Genomic DNA, 15,715 nt, shown 5'->3' on the forward strand with positions numbered 1-15,715 from the left:
TAATAATAAAGTAAATAATATGATGAAAACATCGGCACTAATTAATTTTATACAAAAGTTATCTCAGCTGCAGCGCGTCGTTATTCAAGCCCATGATTTTCCAGATCATGATGCGATAGCATCGGCCTATGCAATGTCAGTCCTACTAAAGGAGTTGGGGATAGATTCACTCATTGTTTATAATGGCGAGATTGACCGTATCTCTTTATCTAATATGATTGATTGGCTAGATATAGCAGTAACGCATTGCAGCAAAGCCCAATTAACCACAATGGATAAAATTATAACGATTGATGGTTGTATTGGAGAAAGAAATGTCACCGATATGCCAGGTGAAGAAATTGCTGTGATTGACCACCATGTTGTCACGCCGCCAAAAAATTTATGGTTTTGTGATGTTAGGGCTAATTATGGAGCAACGGCATCAATTATATTTGAATATTTTCAGGCTTTAAATATTGAGATCCCTAAAAAAGTCGCGACGGCTCTACTCGTTGGGCTAAAGATTGATACTGCACATTTAACCCGTGGTGTTTGTTCTGCTGACCTAAAAGCGTTTATTGTATTTAATCAATATGCAGATCTAGCATTGGTTAACAAAATTTGCCGAAATGAAATTACATATTCTGAACTCAAATTATTTGAACATGTCTGTCAGTCAATTGAAAAGAATCAAGGGGTTGGTTTGGCTACCGTCTCTATAGACTGCCCTAAAAATATGTTGGGAATTCTCGGGGATTTCTTACTTACGGTCAATGAGCTTGATGTCGTCGTCGTGGCACAAACAAACAATCAAGGTATACAGTTATCGTTACGGTCAGAGTGTGAACATGTCGATGTAGCTAAAATAATGAGGGAACAATTAAACATCAAAAACCTAGGCTTTGGTGGTGGTCATCCGCACATGGCAGGAGGCGTTGTTTTTAGAGATTTTTTTGATAAATTCATCGATGATAGAGAGCTTCACCTATCTCCGATCATGGATTCGATTTTAGCCTTAAGGTCTGCAACACTAGGCGCGAACCAATGATAGACTGTCGCTAAATAAAGTGACGCTAAGTCACTTACTCTTTAACTTCATCCGCAACTCTATGAGAACGTTCATATTCCTGCAGCAGAAAAAGTGTTGCGGGCCCTTAAATACAACAATGTATGCGGGTATTTGGTAATCTATACTTTGCTCCATCCCATTAATGCACTTAAGAAGCCGATACCTATGCTACCCAATATCGATTTGAACCTGCTCAACGTGTTTCTAGAAGTGTATCGCTTCCAATCCTTCACCTTAGCCGCTGAGTCACTCAATATGACTCAACCTGGCGTCAGTGGTGCTATAAAAAGGCTTAGAGAACAAATCGGCACAGAACTCTTTATTCGTGAAGGAAGAGGCATAACGCCGACAGCTACAGCGGTCAAACTTGCCAATGATATCGAAGTTGGACTCACTCTTATCAATAACGCGTTAAAAAATGTAGACAGTTTCAATGCTCAATCGGCGCATCAATTTGTAGTGATTGCCGACGAGCCAGCTATGCATCTATTTCAATCTCGAGTTGAGAGTGATACTTCGATGGGAAACTGTTCTATTAAGTTTATTCCGTCACCCGCTACAGACGATGAAATTTTTAACCTGCTAAATTTTCAGAAAGCCGATCTCGCCATTGATATCAGCACCACCGATAACACCGCGTTTGCATCTAATGTTTTCTATCAAGAGGAGATGGTACTCGCGTGCCGTGAAGCTCACCCAGAATTTAAAGAGCGAATTACCGTTGAAGACTATTATGCTGCAGAGCATGTCATTCTCCGATTCAAACGTTCTCGATTGTCAGTGGCTGATTTACTAACATCAGAAAATTTAAAACCTAGAAAGGAGGCTTGTGAAGTCGACTCAATCTTCTCAATGATGGCACTGTTATCAAAAAATAATTGCTTAGGCTTACTGACTAAAAATATTGCCGAGGAGCAGGCAAAGAATTTTGGCCTTAAACTTATCCCCTTTCCGTTTGAGTCGTCTCCTATGCGTCATCAAATGATTTGGCATAAGAGAAATGAGCAATCTTTACCACACCAATGGCTCAGAAAGAAACTCAATGAACTTCTTCCCGCAGAAAGTTAAACGTTCACAATCGCTACATTCATCTTCTTGAAATTAACCCTCTAAGCACTCTCGGCTGTCATTGCAATTTACTTAACACTATCCAAAGTAGAGCTTCCAACTCATCAGTACTGGTTATATTAGTCATACAGTCTCATAGCTACATTGCATGACTAAAACTAGATATATTGGCTGCAACACGTTAAGTAGATGCTTACTGAGCCGAAATAACTGCACTGTTGCAACAGCACAGCTTTAACACTTCTGACTGCAATGAACGGTTCATAACTCACTCTGTAAAGCCTATTTTAATTAGCTAACTAGACATTGGGTATTATCATGAACAGATCTATCATTGCGCTATCCGTTTTATCAGCCATCTCTTTTAATACGATCGCCGCTCATCACAATCATGATGACCATGCTGGACATGACCATGTTGTCATCTCTGGCGATCTATCGGTATCAGGTAAGCCCGCATCTCCCCATACTGTGACTTCCAATAACAATTTTGCAGCAGGACTTAACTTCGAAGACCAACGTGCATTCGAAAACAATGACCGCGGTTTGCTGGTACCACTCAACAAAGCGTCAAAAGCAACATTGCAAGATAGATACTCACACCTACATGAAGGACAGGTTATTGCTGACAAATCACCTGACTCTGTCAATCCCTCTCTATGGCGCCAAGCTCAGCTGAACTTTTCTGCTGCGGGATTGTATGAAGTCAGGGAGGGGATTTACCAAGTGCGTGGTACCGACCTTTCATCGATGAGCTTCATTCGCGGAAAATCGGGGTGGATTGTTTACGATGTATTGATGACTAAAGAAGCCTCTGCGGCATCACTCGCCTTCTTTTTAGAAAATGCACCAGAGAAAGAGCTCGACGTTGTTGCCATGATCTACTCTCATTCCCATGCAGATCACTTCGGTGGCTCTCGTGCTATTACCGAAGCGTTCCCTGATGTGAAGATATACGGACCAGAGGGGTTCATTAAAGAGACTGTTGATGAGAACGTGCTTGCTGGTAATGCAATGAGCCGCCGCGTTGGCATCCAATATGGTTCGACTTTAGGGCTAGCCTCGGCAACGGGTGTTGTCGATGCCGCGCTAGCTAACGGGTTCTCCCATGGTGAGGTCACTTTAGTTGCTCCAGATTATACCTTTAACAGCAGCGAAAAATTTGAAACATACCTAGTAGACGGGCTTGAAATGGTGTTCATGGATACCGCAGGCACTGAGGCACCGGCAGGAATGGTGACTTATATCCCAAGCATGAACGCTGTTTGGGCGGGTGAGATGATGTATCAAGGTATGCATAACATCTATACCCTTCGCGGCGCAAAAGTACGTGACTCATTAAAATGGTCAAAAGATATCAATGAGATGATCTCGGCTTGGGGCGGAACGGTTGAATACCTATTTGGGTCACACTCAGCACCAATATGGGGTAACCAAGAGATAAATCAGTTTATGGCACTGCAACGTGACAACTATGGTTTTGTGCATAATCAGACATTACGCCTAGCGAACAATGGTATGACGATGCAGGATATCGGCAGCTTTATTTATGATGAGTTACCAGAGCAGATCCGCACTAGCTGGCATACTAATGGCTATCACGGCACATATTCTCACAATGCTCGTGCCGTCTATAACATGTACTTAGGCTTCTTTGACATGAATGCAGCTAACTTAAACCCGCTTCCAGTCCACGCTGAGGCAGTTAAGTTTACCGCATACATGGGCGGCGCCGATGCAGTTGTTGAAAAGGCCAAAGTCGATTTCAAAAATGGTGAGTATCGTTTTGTGTCTACCGCTTTGAACAAGGTGGTGATTGCTGAGCCGACACATAAGGCTGCGCGTAAATTACTGGCTGACTCTTTAGAGCAACAGGGCTATCAAGCAGAAGGTGCAGGCTGGAGAAACACCTTCCTGACCTCAGCGCAAGAGCTACGCGTAGGCTCAATGCCTGGCACGCCAAAATCGGGGTCTGCGGACGTAATGTCAGAGATGAGCGTGACTAACTTACTCGATTTTATGGCGGTTAAGGTGGTTGCTAAGCAGGCTGCAGAAAACCCATTCACTATGAATGTGAAGGTAACCGATCTCAAGGAGATCTACTTTGTTGAGATGTCTAACGGTAACCTGAATAACATCATAGTGGAGAGCGAACGTAAAGCCGATGCAACATTAGTCATTAACAAGTCTGATATCACTCAAATCTTACTTGGACAAACAACATTAGAGACGTTGTTGAAAAGTGGACAGGCCAATATCGAAGGTGATACATCAGTACTGAGTAAACTTGCAGCAGCTTCAATCGAGTTTGATACTTCATTCGAAATTTTACCTCGCCCATTAGCAGGTAGCGAAGTTGATGCCCAGTTATACCAATAAACTAAGCTAACCTTCTAAAAAACACATACTGCCCTTTGCTAACATTTAGCAAAGGGCCTTTTATCATTAGCTAACTACAATGTCGCGTCACATGCAGAGTAAACCAAAGAGCCAAGTATCTTGTATGCTAAAATTTAACCATTCCAGAATATTTAACACCCGATAGCTCTGCCATCTCCTTGTGCCAAGTTGCAAGGTCGTGCTTACTAAATTGCTTCAATTCATCATGGCCGCACGCTCGCGACATCACCTGCATCAACTCCACTGAAGCTGCAAAGAAATTATGCAACTGCTTTGAGGCTTTAGCCACGTTCAGCCTTTGTCTTAGATCCGCTTTTTGAGTCGCGATGCCTGCTGGACAATTATTGGTGTGGCACATTCTCGCAGCGACGCAGCCAATCGATTGCATTGCACTATTTGATATCGCGATCCCATCAGCCCCCAACGCCATCGCCTTAACAAAATCCATCGGGACGCGAAGCCCACCCGTGATGATTAAGGTGACTTTGCCGCTGACCCCCTGTTTATCAAGGTATGCTCTGGCTCTTGCTAACGCAGGAATAGTTGGCACACTGATATGATCTCTAAACATCTCTGGCGCAGCTCCAGTACCTCCTCCCCGACCATCGAGGATGATGTAATCAGCACTGGCATCTAGCGCAAATTGAATGTCATCTTCAATATGGTTAGCACTGAGCTTAAATCCTATTGGAATGCCCCCGGTGACCTCACGCACCCGTTCCGCAAACATCTTAAAGTCCTCAACTGTATGAAGATCTTTAAAGGTCGCTGGAGATATTGCTGCCGTTCCCGCCTCAATGCCGCGCACTTGAGCAATTCTACCAATATTCTTACTGCCGGGTAGATGCCCGCCAGTCCCGGTTTTGGCACCTTGCCCCCCTTTAAAGTGGAACGCTTGCACCCTTTTCAATTTAGACTCATCATAGCCAAAACCCGCACTGGCCAGTTCATAGAAGTATCGTGAATTAGCGGCTTGCTCTTCGGGGAGCATCCCTCCTTCACCAGAACATATGCCAGTTCCCGCCAATTCAGCCCCAGTCGCCAATGCTATCTTGGCCTCTGCGGATAATGCGCCAAAGCTCATATCTGAAACAAATAAGGGGATCGCTAATCTAAGTGGCTTCTTAGCTTGTGGCCCAATAACCAACTCAGTCGCTACCGATACGTCTTCTAATAATGGTTGTTTTGCCATCTGCGCGACCATAACTTGCAGCTCGTCCCAATGAGGAAGTTGATACCTTGGTACTCCCATAGACGTCATGGGACCGTGATGTCCCACTTTAGCAAGTCCATCACGTGCTAGCTGGTGAATAAACTCCACCGTTGGTTCCTCTTTGGTTGCGCTGGCGATCGGGGCGAGACCTGTAACTTGGCTATCAAGTCCTGGTCCTTCATTTCCCACTTGTTCATTAGAGAACTGCTTGTGAGAACCATCACAAAAGGGCAGGTTTGCGCTATGTTTACAGCGGCAAAGGTAAGCATCGCCACCCTCTTGCACTGTAAAACTCTTGGGCTTGAACTCAGTTCCAGCATGAGAACCATCGCAAAAAGGTTGGCTTTTGGATCGACCGCAGCTACAAAAGTAATACTGCTGATCTTTGCTCAATTCGATTTTGATAGGTTTGTTGTCTGCAACAATAGGTTTGCTCATGTTCCATCCTTATAGGCTTCCACTTTCATGGTTTATTCATAAGATTAGAATAAGATCAACCTCTTTGGTAATGCTAAAAGTATAGAGGCCATATCAATACTGTAAGCTAATACCGATTCAAAAATGACAAAACAGAGAATATTGTTGCTGCAGTCTAGTGAGTTTTGTAAGGAGCTTAAACGAAAAAAGCCTCATCTTTCGATGAGGCTTTCGTCTTAATGCTGGCGGAGTGGACGGGACTCGAACCCGCGACCCCCGGCGTGACAGGCCGGTATTCTAACCAACTGAACTACCACTCCTAAACTCTTATAAACATTAACCACAAGTTAATGTTTATTCTATTCATTATGTCACTAACAAATAGTCTAAAATTTAGCACTTGATTGGCGGAGCGGACGGGACTCGAACCCGCGACCCCCGGCGTGACAGGCCGGTATTCTAACCAACTGAACTACCGCTCCACATCAAGTGCGGTGAATAATACGTAGCCTGTCAAACTCAGTCAATCAATTTTTGCATCAATCATTGTTAACCAGCCAAAAAATGAGCAATCAGGGTTAAAACAAGCCTCCTGCTGAGCTGTGGTTAACTCCCCGATTTAGGTCCATCAAAATCTTCAGGCATAGACAAGTCAATTTCATCTAGCTCTAAGGTTATATTCTGTTGCCGCGTTTCTTTGTCCATTCTTGCTTGAGCCGCCGCGAGTGCTTTTTTCAAATTACTGCGCTTGCGAACAAACAACAACACTAATATGCCCAAAATAATCAATAGCGCATTAACGGATATTAACAACAATAGCGCATTTTCCTTGGCGGTACCTTCAGCTTTTTTAGCTTGAACATCTGCTTTAGCTGCCAGCTCTTCCGCTGACGGCGGTGGCTCTGGAGGTTTAATAAAATTAAAAAACAGTTCAGGTAATGTCAGGTAGATCTCTCGCCCTGCTTTGGTGGTACTCACCGCGGTGAGCTTTATTCGATAACTACCAAAGTCATTCACTTTGCTTAAGCTATAGAGGGTTTCAGTGCTATTAATATCGGAAACGGTAACTTGTAAACGCATGCCGGCAGGCCCAACAAGTTCGGCTTCAACATGAGTCTGCGCCAAATGCAGCTCATTTTCATCAACGACAATACGCAGATCCCATTCACCCGATTCGAGATCTTGTGGCGCAACAATGTCCACATTTATCGGTCGAGTCGACAATCTAAAGGGTTCAGAATACTGACGTTCAAGCACAGCATTTTTTGCCGTGACTTGCAGTGTGTAACCTCCCCAAGCCTGGGTTAAGTTAAGTTTACTAGTGAAGACACCATCATCAGGCCGCTCATCTAATGCCTCACCGTTATCCCGGTAGGTACCCACGATAACGCTTCCAGCAGCAAAGTTTTCATCGCCTGGGTTATTGTCACTGATAAATTTTGCTGTCCAGTTCATTAAGAAATCTAACCCTGGCAGGCGTATCTTTTGCTCGTCACCCATCAAGCGAGCAGTGAGTTTTAAACGCTCACCTTGATACAATGGCTGCGGAATAGGGTCCACATCAATGGATAGCGCCGAGACTTTATCAATGATAGAGCCTTCAACCACTTTGCCAATCAATTGCCAGGGGCCTGGCATGGGATTGTCGATAGTGATCATATCGCCAGTTAAGCCATCCACCCATTTCACGTTTTCAGGATGGCGGCTGACATACCACTTGCTGCCGTCGGGTTTCACTATGATGACTGGCGCGCTACCGTATTCACGTTGAATGAGTAGCGTCACACTCTCAACCATATGATCAATTCTAAATCGATTTTTTAATTCTGATGCCTGAGAGGAGTGGATGACCTCGGCAACGGAAAACTGACTTATCATCAGCCACAAGGATGCAATTGCCACACAAGAAGTTACACGTTTAATCATAGAGTAAGGTCTATCCCCGCCAGATACACTGTCCAGATTTAGCAACTAAATCGAGTCGCTCTTCATGTCTAATTAGTTCATCGGCCGTTGCGCTGATCACTTTAAGTTTTGCACGATCTTTAGATAGTTTATTTATACCACCGCCCTCTTGTCCCGCCTCTTCACTCGATAGGTTAAACTTCGTTTGCCCACCCGTCATGATGAGGTAAACGTCAGCTAGGATCTCAGCATCCAGCAGTGCGCCATGGAGATCTCGGCGTGAGTTATCTATGCCATAACGTTTACAAAGTATGTCGAGGTTATTTTTCTGACCAGGATGAAGATGCTTTGCGATTGCCAGTGAATCGAGAATTTGACAAATACTCGCCGTCTTTGGGCCAATAGGCTGCAACATCGAAAATTCATGATCCATAAAGCTGACGTCGAAGCTTGCGTTATGCGCCACAATTTCAGCGCCATCGATGAACTCAATAAAGCTCTTGGCAATTTGATGAAATTTAGGTTTATCTGCGACAAATTCGTTAGTAATGCCGTGAACTTCAATTGCCTCTGGATCGATAGGCTGCAGCGGGTTGATATACTCATGGTAATGACGCCCCGTTAACTTACGGTTGACCACTTCAACACAGCCAATTTCAATAATTCGGTGGCCAAGATAAATCGGACCACTGGCTTGGTTCATACCTGTGGTTTCAGTATCGAGAATAATCTGACGTTTAGCGCTTGAAATAATATTCATGTGAATTAATGCATTTCTCAGTTAAATTTTTTGGGTATACTCGCCCAGCACTTTAGCTATGGTATCAACTTGATGACTGGACTGAAACAGATCTCTATCTTTACCGACGGTTCTTGCTTAGGAAATCCTGGGCCTGGGGGCTACGGCATTGTAATGAAGTACAAAAAGCAAACTAACGAACTCGCCGATGGTTTTGCGCTTACGACCAACAACCGCATGGAGATGCTCGCACCTATTGTGGCATTAGAGGCGCTAAAAGTCCCCTGCCAAGTAACTCTAACCAGTGATAGCCAATACATGCGCCAAGGGATCACGCAGTGGATCCATGGTTGGAAGCGCAACGGTTGGGTAACGTCAACCAAACAACCAGTTAAAAATGTCGATTTATGGCAACGTCTCGATAAGGTTTCGCAACTGCACCAAATCGACTGGCGTTGGGTTAAAGGCCATGCTGGCCATGTCGAAAACGAACGCTGTGATGACTTAGCGCGTCAAGCTGCAGAGAAAAAGCCAACCCAAGAAGACGGTGGCTATCTCGCGCAGCAAGTTTAAGCCTTGCAGAGATTAGCTGTCGGTGTTCAAAAAGTCTTGGCAAAAGGCGATAAATGCCGCACCGATAGCAGTAAAGTTACGGCTCTTATGGTGTATGCGGTAAAACTTACGCTCAAGCACCAGCCCCTCAACATTGATAACGGCAAGCTCTTTACGACTGATCTCTTTTTCAAGCGTTAACTCTGAGAGCACGCCTAACCCAGCCCCCTGTTTTACCGCCTGCTTAATCGCATCAGGGGTTGAGAACCTAAACTTCTCTTGTGGCTGCATATCGAGCGTATTGGCTGCATTGACAAAGTAATCGCGGGTGCCAGAGCCCTCTTCTCGCATGACCCAGGGCTGACCGATGAGTTCATGTGGGCGAACGGTTCTCCCCGCTAATGGATGAGCTGGATGGCAGAAAATGAGTAGGCAGTCTTTGTGCCAAGCTTCAACAGCAATACGGCTATCGAGACATTGTCCTTCAATAAACCCCATTTCACTTCTAAATTCAAGCACCGCGTTGATGACCGCTTGGCTATTATCAATGTCGACATTAACTAACGTGTTAGTATGCTGCTGGCAAAAAGCCACTGCACTTTTTGCTAATAAATAGTTACCTATGGTTGAACTGGCACTCACATTTAGATCCCCACCTAACTCAGTGCCAGCTGGTGAAAACGCATGCTCTATCTGATCTATCTTTTGCAGTGCATCGGTTGCTAACGGCAGTAACATACTGCCCTGCGAGTTTAACCGCAGTCGATTACCGATCCGCTCAAATAATCGAGTATCGAGTTGTTTCTCTAGCTCTGATAATGCCATTGACGCAGCGGGAGAAGATAAGTTCACCATCTCCGCAGCTTTCGCCACTTGCCCGCTACGGGCAACAGCTTCAAAGATAGCGAGTTGTTTCAAGGTAATACGCATGAATAGTCTTAACCATTTATTTTGAAGATTGAGAAGTATGACCCGTTCGGCCTGCACTTGGGGCTGTCGACCAGTTAGGTTGCTTAACCTTTCGCTTTGATCTAACGGGTGTAAGCGGTGTTTCTAGTTTTCTTGCGACCAACACATAGAGACTACCAGTACTCGGTAACCATGATTCCAAGGCATGAGACCAAATACTGTCGCTTTTAACCTCTTTTAGCAGGTGATGATGCAACAGTCGCTCATCAGCTACGACTTGATAACCGAGTAGTCCAAGCCAGTCTTTAACACGAGATGGCATAAAGAAGCGGCCGTTCCACGGGATCTCTTGCTGATGCTTAGGCAGCATTTTTCCCAAAAACATCGGGCTTAATGGGTTAAATCCAGCGATAACCAGATAGCCACCCGAAATTAACACTCGGTCGACTTCGCGCAACAACCGGTATGGATCAGCTTCAAATTCAAGCAGAAAATTCATCACCACGGCATCGACACAAGCATTCTGAATAGGCAGCTGGCTATAGTCAGCCACAATATCGGCTTCCGCTTCATCAAAAAGGGAGTATTGGCAACTGATCCCAAGCCCTGTTTTATCTATTTTGGCACTTAGCGGCCCAAGGCTGAGCATGTAATAACCAAACACTCGCGGCCACCATGAAAACAGTGCTTCTTCTATACTTTCACGTATAACGGGACCGTTTGGTAATTCTGACCAATGATAAGGTTTTAGCGGAATACCTGTATGAGTCAAAGCAATCTCCTGATCGGCTGAAGCTATACTTTAATGACGAAAGCGCTATACAAGCAATAGCTTTGATAAGTAAACTTGTTTTAGCGCCCAAATTATTAGGATTTACTATGTTAACAGTCACTCCATTACCCGCCTTTGATGATAATTACATTTGGGCTTTGCAAGTTGCAAATACTCCTGGCGCCTATGTTGTTGATCCTGGTGATGCTAATGTCGTTATCAATTTTCTTGATAAAGCGCAGATACCGTTACTGGGTATCCTGATAACACATCACCATCATGACCATACTGATGGCATCGCTAAGCTACTGAGTCATTATGGTAATAATACCCCGATTTATGGCCCGACGATGGAAAATATTGCCGGTGTCAATATGCCTGTTAGTGCCAATAATAAACTAACACTGCAAAACATTGGGCTCACAGCTGAAGTCATCGAGGTTCCAGGGCACACACTAGGCCACATTGCTTATCTGATAGAAGATGTTCTATTTTGTGGTGATACCCTATTCAGTGCAGGTTGCGGCCGTTTGTTCGAAGGCACGCCGAAGCAAATGTTGGCCTCGCTAATGCAGCTAAGTCACTTAGCCGATAGCACCCGAGTGTGCTGCACTCATGAGTACACCCTTGCCAATCTCGCCTTTGCTAATGCTGTCGACCCCGACAACAAACAACTTGCGACATACACTGAACACGCCCAGCAGTTGCGTGCCGCAAACACCCCAACGCTACCGTCGACCATTGCCCTTGAAAAAGCAATAAACCCCTTTTTACGCAGTCATACCACAGCAATCCACACATCTTTAGCCGAGCAATTCCAACAACCTATAAATGATAGTGTGCATAGCTTTGCACTTCTGCGCCAATGGAAAGACAATTTCTAAAAAATACTCTACAATAGCCCGCTAATCCAGCGCCACTAAGCCAGATAACATCTGGCTTTTTTAGGCCTAAATAAAGGACACACATTTTACATGCGCGTACCCATTTTATTTGTCGCGGGGGGGATTGCCCTGCTGACTGGTTGCCAAACCTTAAGCAACCAACCGACTTCAGAAGGAACTCCTGCGGCACCGATTGCAGCAGAAAAAGTCGCCGTAGAATCCGCTCAACCGGAAGTTATTGAAGTGGTCGAAGTCACTGATATTTGGCAACGGATCCGTCTCGATATGCAGATGGACATTCCCGATGAAAAATTAGTGAGACAGTACCGAGATTGGTATATCAAGCATCCACAACACTTAAAGCGTGTTTCTGAACGTGCTACACCGTTCATGTTCTTGATTGTAGAAGAGTTAGAAAGACGTAACTTACCTATCGAATTGGCTCTTTTGCCTATCGTCGAAAGTGCATTTGATCCATTTGCATACTCTCACGGTGCAGCCTCTGGCCTATGGCAGTTCACCTCACCGATGGCACGCCACTTTGGCTTGCAGATGAACTGGTGGTATGACGGTCGCCGTGATGTACCAGCAGCGACCATTGCCGCACTTGATATGCTCGAATATCTCTATGATAAGACAGGTAACAACTGGTTATATGCGATTGCTGCCTATAATACCGGTGAAGGCCGAGTCATCAACGCAGCCAAGCGCAACAAGAAAAAGGGTATACCGACTGACTTCTGGCATTTGAATTTACCACGTGAAACTGAGCGTTATGTGCCGCAGTTATTGGCCCTAGCTGATGTGATTAAAAATGCCGACAAATATGGCATTGTGTTAACGCCAATCAGTAACCAGCCAAAGATTGAAATCGTTGAAATCGGTAGCCAAATAGATCTCGCGCTTGCGGCTGAACTCGCAGATATGACGACATCTGAATTACATAAGCTTAACCCTGGATTTAACCGCTGGGCAACAGCACCTGCAGGTCCGCACAACTTAGTGTTACCCGTTGAAAAGGCTGAAGCGTTTAAAGTCGCCCTAAACGATACTCAAACGAGCGATAGATTAAATTGGGAACGTTATAAAATAAAATCCGGTGACAGCTTAGGCGTTATCGCCAAACGCTATCGCACCACAGTTTCGGCGTTGAAATCCGTTAATGATATTAATGGCAACACGATTGTCGCAGGTAAGTTTTTATTAATTCCTGTTGCAGCCAAAAACCTCGATGAATATTTGCTGTCGGCTGATCAACGTAAGAACCGTAAGCAAAATCAAACACGTGGCCAGCAGAAACTAACATACAAGGTGCGATCAGGAGATTCACTTTGGAAAATAGCCAAACAGCATAAAGTTAAAACATCACAACTCGCTAGCTGGAATAGCATGGCACCCAAAGATCCGCTTCAAATAGGCCAGAAACTGGTTATTTGGACCGGAGATAGCACTGCTAGCAAGCAAAGCCTGACCGAAGTTATGCGTACTATTAACTATAAGGTTCGTAGTGGAGATTCATTAGCAAGAATTGCCAGTAAGTTTAACGTTAAGGTAAGCGATCTTGTACGTTGGAACTCACTTGAAAAAAGTAAGTATATTCAGCCTGGCCAGACACTAAAGTTATATGTTGATATGACTAAAGTTCGAGCATAATACTCTCGAGTATTGCGCAAAACAAAAACGCCGATAAGGTTCACTTATCGGCGTTTTTATGTGTTTGTTTGATTAATTCAAGCGACTTACTCTACATCTTTCATTGGCCAAATAACGATGTGATCTTCCATATAGCGAATTTTAGTTTCACAAGTCACTTTACCCGCAACCGACATTCCCGCTTCGATCATTGCCTCTTTTGAGCCCGTTGTTAACGGATGCCAAGTCGGCAAGCCACGCCCTTCATTTAGGCGGCGATAAGTACAACTAGCTGGTAACCAAGTTAGCATTGCTAAATTATCGATAGTCACTTTAGTACATGATGGAACAAAACTAAAACGTTGTTCGTAATTCTGGCAATGACCTTGTTTGGCATCTAATAACTTACAGCCAGCGTTGGTATAGTAGAGTTCCTCAGTGTCATCGTCTATCAACTTATTGAGGCAACATTTACCACAGCCATCACACAATGACTCCCACTCAGTGGTGTCCATCTCTGCTAGTGTTTTTTCATTCCAAAATGCCATGCTAAGATCGTTAACTCTATTTTGCTCAAAGAGACGCTATTGTACACCAGCCCGATGTTCTGTGGCACTACATATAGCCTCAAGTTTACTAATCTCACGGATAATAATGACGCTTAACATACAACAACGAATATAAAAATAGCGGCTAAAAAGCCGCTATCAATGGTGTTGCAGTTACCTAATTGGTGGGTACTTAATTCTTTCAGAAAGGTAAGCCACTGAAATGGCGAAGTAGTTCGACTTATTCCAACGCAGCAATCCTCGATAGTTATCGTATACCAAGTACTTTCGCCCTTTTGCACCATCAGGCATAACCATCGAAATCATCATGTCATCACGATTGGGGAGGTCGCTGCCATTAAATCGTCTAACCCCAAGCGCTTGCCATTGTGAGAATGTTTTCTTAATGGTTAAATCAGCAAGGGCTATATCAAATGTAGCAGGAACCTTAACTTGTCGCCCCCAAGTTTCAGACGCTTTCCAACCGGCTTGCTGTAAATAATACGCAGCAGATGCAAACGCGTCGCTGGTATTACTCCAAATATCCTTTTTACCATCTCCGTCGCCGTCTCGTGCATAAGCTAAAAAGGAGGTAGGCATAAACTGGGTTTGCCCCATGGCCCCTGCCCATGAACCTTTCATCTCTTCAAAGGAAAATTGCTCCTGCTCCGCTATTTTAAGCGCTGCAAAAAATTCCTTTTTGAAAAAATCTTCTCGACGGCCCTCATAAGCTAATGAAGCCGTTACCGATAACACCGGATAATTACCCGTTAACTTGCCGAAATTTGACTCAACTCCCCACAAAGCCACAATAAAACGCGGTTGCACGCCGTATAACTTACCAATGCGCTCTAACTCTACTTGGTGAGTTTTAAAGAGATTACGGGCTTTTTCGACTTTCCAGTCAGGAACGACTCGGGGAAGATAACTCTCTAACGTTAGCTTTACTTCCGGCTGTGCTTTATCAGAAGCGACTGCTTTCTTGAACATTTTAATCTTAGGAAACACATCATCAATGATCTGCCCGTTAACCCCTTGTTCAAGAGCCTCTAGTTTTAGCTCAGCAACATAATCGCTAAAGCTACCTTTAGCAGTTGTATCCGCATCGCTTGCTATCGCGGTAAAAGAGAACAGCAACCCAAACGTTAATGTAAAAGCCTGTTTACTCAGTAACATATATATTCCCTTTTCTCTTTTCCCTTTCCCTTTCCCTTTCCCCTGACAAAATGCTGTTAATCAGGGTTAAAACCAATGTCTTTCTTATGTTGTTCTAATAAATTAACCACAGGCGGCGGTAACTGTAAATAAAATCCTTTCGCTTCTAATTCCGCTTGTACCTTTTTGATATCGGCAAAACCTAAATGGTCACGCTTATCAAACGGTAGCATCATCACCAATTTAGGCTCGCCAAACATCTTCATCAACACGTCAGGAACGCGGTCAAAATGGTCACGTTTTTCAACAAATAGATAGCTATCCGCTTTTCTTAAACTTTTATACACAGCACAGATCATATACGACTCAATTTCCAGACTATTCAACTTGCCAGCTTATGCCGCACACTATAACATGGACTGTTAGGAATATAATGGATATCAGCATTACGCTGACTTTTTCTAGAGAGT

14 protein-coding genes and 2 tRNA genes are annotated in these 15,715 nt (G+C 44.3%); 6 read left to right on the forward strand and 10 right to left on the reverse strand.

The features are described from left to right. The first annotated feature begins 19 nt into the window (after positions 1–19). From JK628_RS12655 to JK628_RS12665, 3 genes are all read left to right on the forward strand, one after another. Positions 20–1,030 (forward strand): DHH family phosphoesterase, encoded by a 1,011-nt coding sequence (locus JK628_RS12655; RefSeq protein ID WP_237524011.1) that lies wholly within the window; start codon positions 20–22, stop codon positions 1,028–1,030. A gap of 186 nt (positions 1,031–1,216) precedes the next feature. Then, entirely contained in the window at positions 1,217–2,119 is a 903-nt protein-coding gene (locus JK628_RS12660; protein WP_202284940.1) for a LysR family transcriptional regulator, read from the forward strand. A gap of 318 nt (positions 2,120–2,437) precedes the next feature. Continuing rightward, positions 2,438–4,498: an alkyl/aryl-sulfatase gene (locus JK628_RS12665; protein ID WP_202284942.1), complete on the forward strand. Its 2,061-nt coding sequence runs from the start codon at positions 2,438–2,440 to the stop codon at positions 4,496–4,498. A 127-nt stretch (positions 4,499–4,625) separates the two neighbouring features. Here the strand turns inward: JK628_RS12665 and JK628_RS12670 are convergent, their stop codons facing one another. The 5 genes from JK628_RS12670 to dnaQ form a co-directional block, all read right to left on the reverse strand. Then, a complete protein-coding gene (locus JK628_RS12670) occupies positions 4,626–6,170 on the reverse strand; it encodes a glutamate synthase-related protein (RefSeq protein WP_202284944.1) in 1,545 nt (514 codons plus the stop codon). Between the two features lie 222 nt (positions 6,171–6,392). Then, positions 6,393–6,469: transfer RNA gene (locus tag JK628_RS12675), tRNA-Asp, on the reverse strand. A gap of 85 nt (positions 6,470–6,554) precedes the next feature. Further along, positions 6,555–6,631 (reverse strand) — tRNA-Asp (locus JK628_RS12680). A 124-nt stretch (positions 6,632–6,755) separates the two neighbouring features. Then, complete coding sequence (locus JK628_RS12685) at positions 6,756–8,075, reverse strand: TIGR03503 family protein (protein ID WP_202284946.1); 1,320 nt, start codon at positions 8,073–8,075, stop codon at positions 6,756–6,758. 10 nt (positions 8,076–8,085) lie between these two features. Beyond that, entirely contained in the window at positions 8,086–8,814 is a 729-nt protein-coding gene (gene dnaQ / locus JK628_RS12690; protein WP_202284948.1) for a DNA polymerase III subunit epsilon, read from the reverse strand. 72 nt (positions 8,815–8,886) lie between these two features. Here dnaQ and rnhA point away from each other — a divergent pair, with 72 nt between their 5' ends. Then, positions 8,887–9,366, forward strand: coding sequence for a ribonuclease HI (gene rnhA / locus JK628_RS12695; RefSeq protein ID WP_202284950.1), 480 nt, complete (start codon positions 8,887–8,889; stop codon positions 9,364–9,366). Between the two features lie 12 nt (positions 9,367–9,378). Here the strand turns inward: rnhA and JK628_RS12700 are convergent, their stop codons facing one another. Next, entirely contained in the window at positions 9,379–10,275 is an 897-nt protein-coding gene (locus tag JK628_RS12700) for a LysR substrate-binding domain-containing protein (protein WP_202284952.1), read from the reverse strand. Between the two features lie 16 nt (positions 10,276–10,291). Further along, positions 10,292–11,026 (reverse strand): class I SAM-dependent methyltransferase, encoded by a 735-nt coding sequence (locus tag JK628_RS12705; protein ID WP_202284954.1) that lies wholly within the window; start codon positions 11,024–11,026, stop codon positions 10,292–10,294. A gap of 107 nt (positions 11,027–11,133) precedes the next feature. Here JK628_RS12705 and gloB point away from each other — a divergent pair, with 107 nt between their 5' ends. Next, on the forward strand, positions 11,134–11,910 hold the full coding sequence (gene gloB / locus JK628_RS12710) for a hydroxyacylglutathione hydrolase (protein WP_202284956.1): 777 nt from the start codon (positions 11,134–11,136) through the stop codon (positions 11,908–11,910). A gap of 90 nt (positions 11,911–12,000) precedes the next feature. Beyond that, positions 12,001–13,563, forward strand: a complete 1,563-nt coding sequence (locus JK628_RS12715) for a lytic transglycosylase (RefSeq protein WP_202284958.1) — start codon at positions 12,001–12,003, stop codon at positions 13,561–13,563. A gap of 86 nt (positions 13,564–13,649) precedes the next feature. On the opposite strand, the gene JK628_RS12720 is transcribed toward JK628_RS12715, so the two are convergent. The 3 genes from JK628_RS12720 to JK628_RS12730 all read right to left on the reverse strand — a co-directional run bounded on the left by JK628_RS12720 (position 13,650) and on the right by JK628_RS12730 (position 15,604). Then, positions 13,650–14,090 (reverse strand): YcgN family cysteine cluster protein, encoded by a 441-nt coding sequence (locus tag JK628_RS12720; RefSeq protein WP_202284960.1) that lies wholly within the window; start codon positions 14,088–14,090, stop codon positions 13,650–13,652. 174 nt (positions 14,091–14,264) lie between these two features. After that, positions 14,265–15,266: a lytic murein transglycosylase gene (locus JK628_RS12725; protein WP_202284962.1), complete on the reverse strand. Its 1,002-nt coding sequence runs from the start codon at positions 15,264–15,266 to the stop codon at positions 14,265–14,267. 56 nt (positions 15,267–15,322) lie between these two features. Further along, entirely contained in the window at positions 15,323–15,604 is a 282-nt protein-coding gene (locus JK628_RS12730; RefSeq protein WP_202284964.1) for a YcgL domain-containing protein, read from the reverse strand. Positions 15,605–15,715 lie beyond the last annotated feature (111 nt).

The organism is Shewanella sp. KX20019, from assembly GCF_016757755.1.
GTDB lineage: Bacteria > Pseudomonadota > Gammaproteobacteria > Enterobacterales > Shewanellaceae > Shewanella.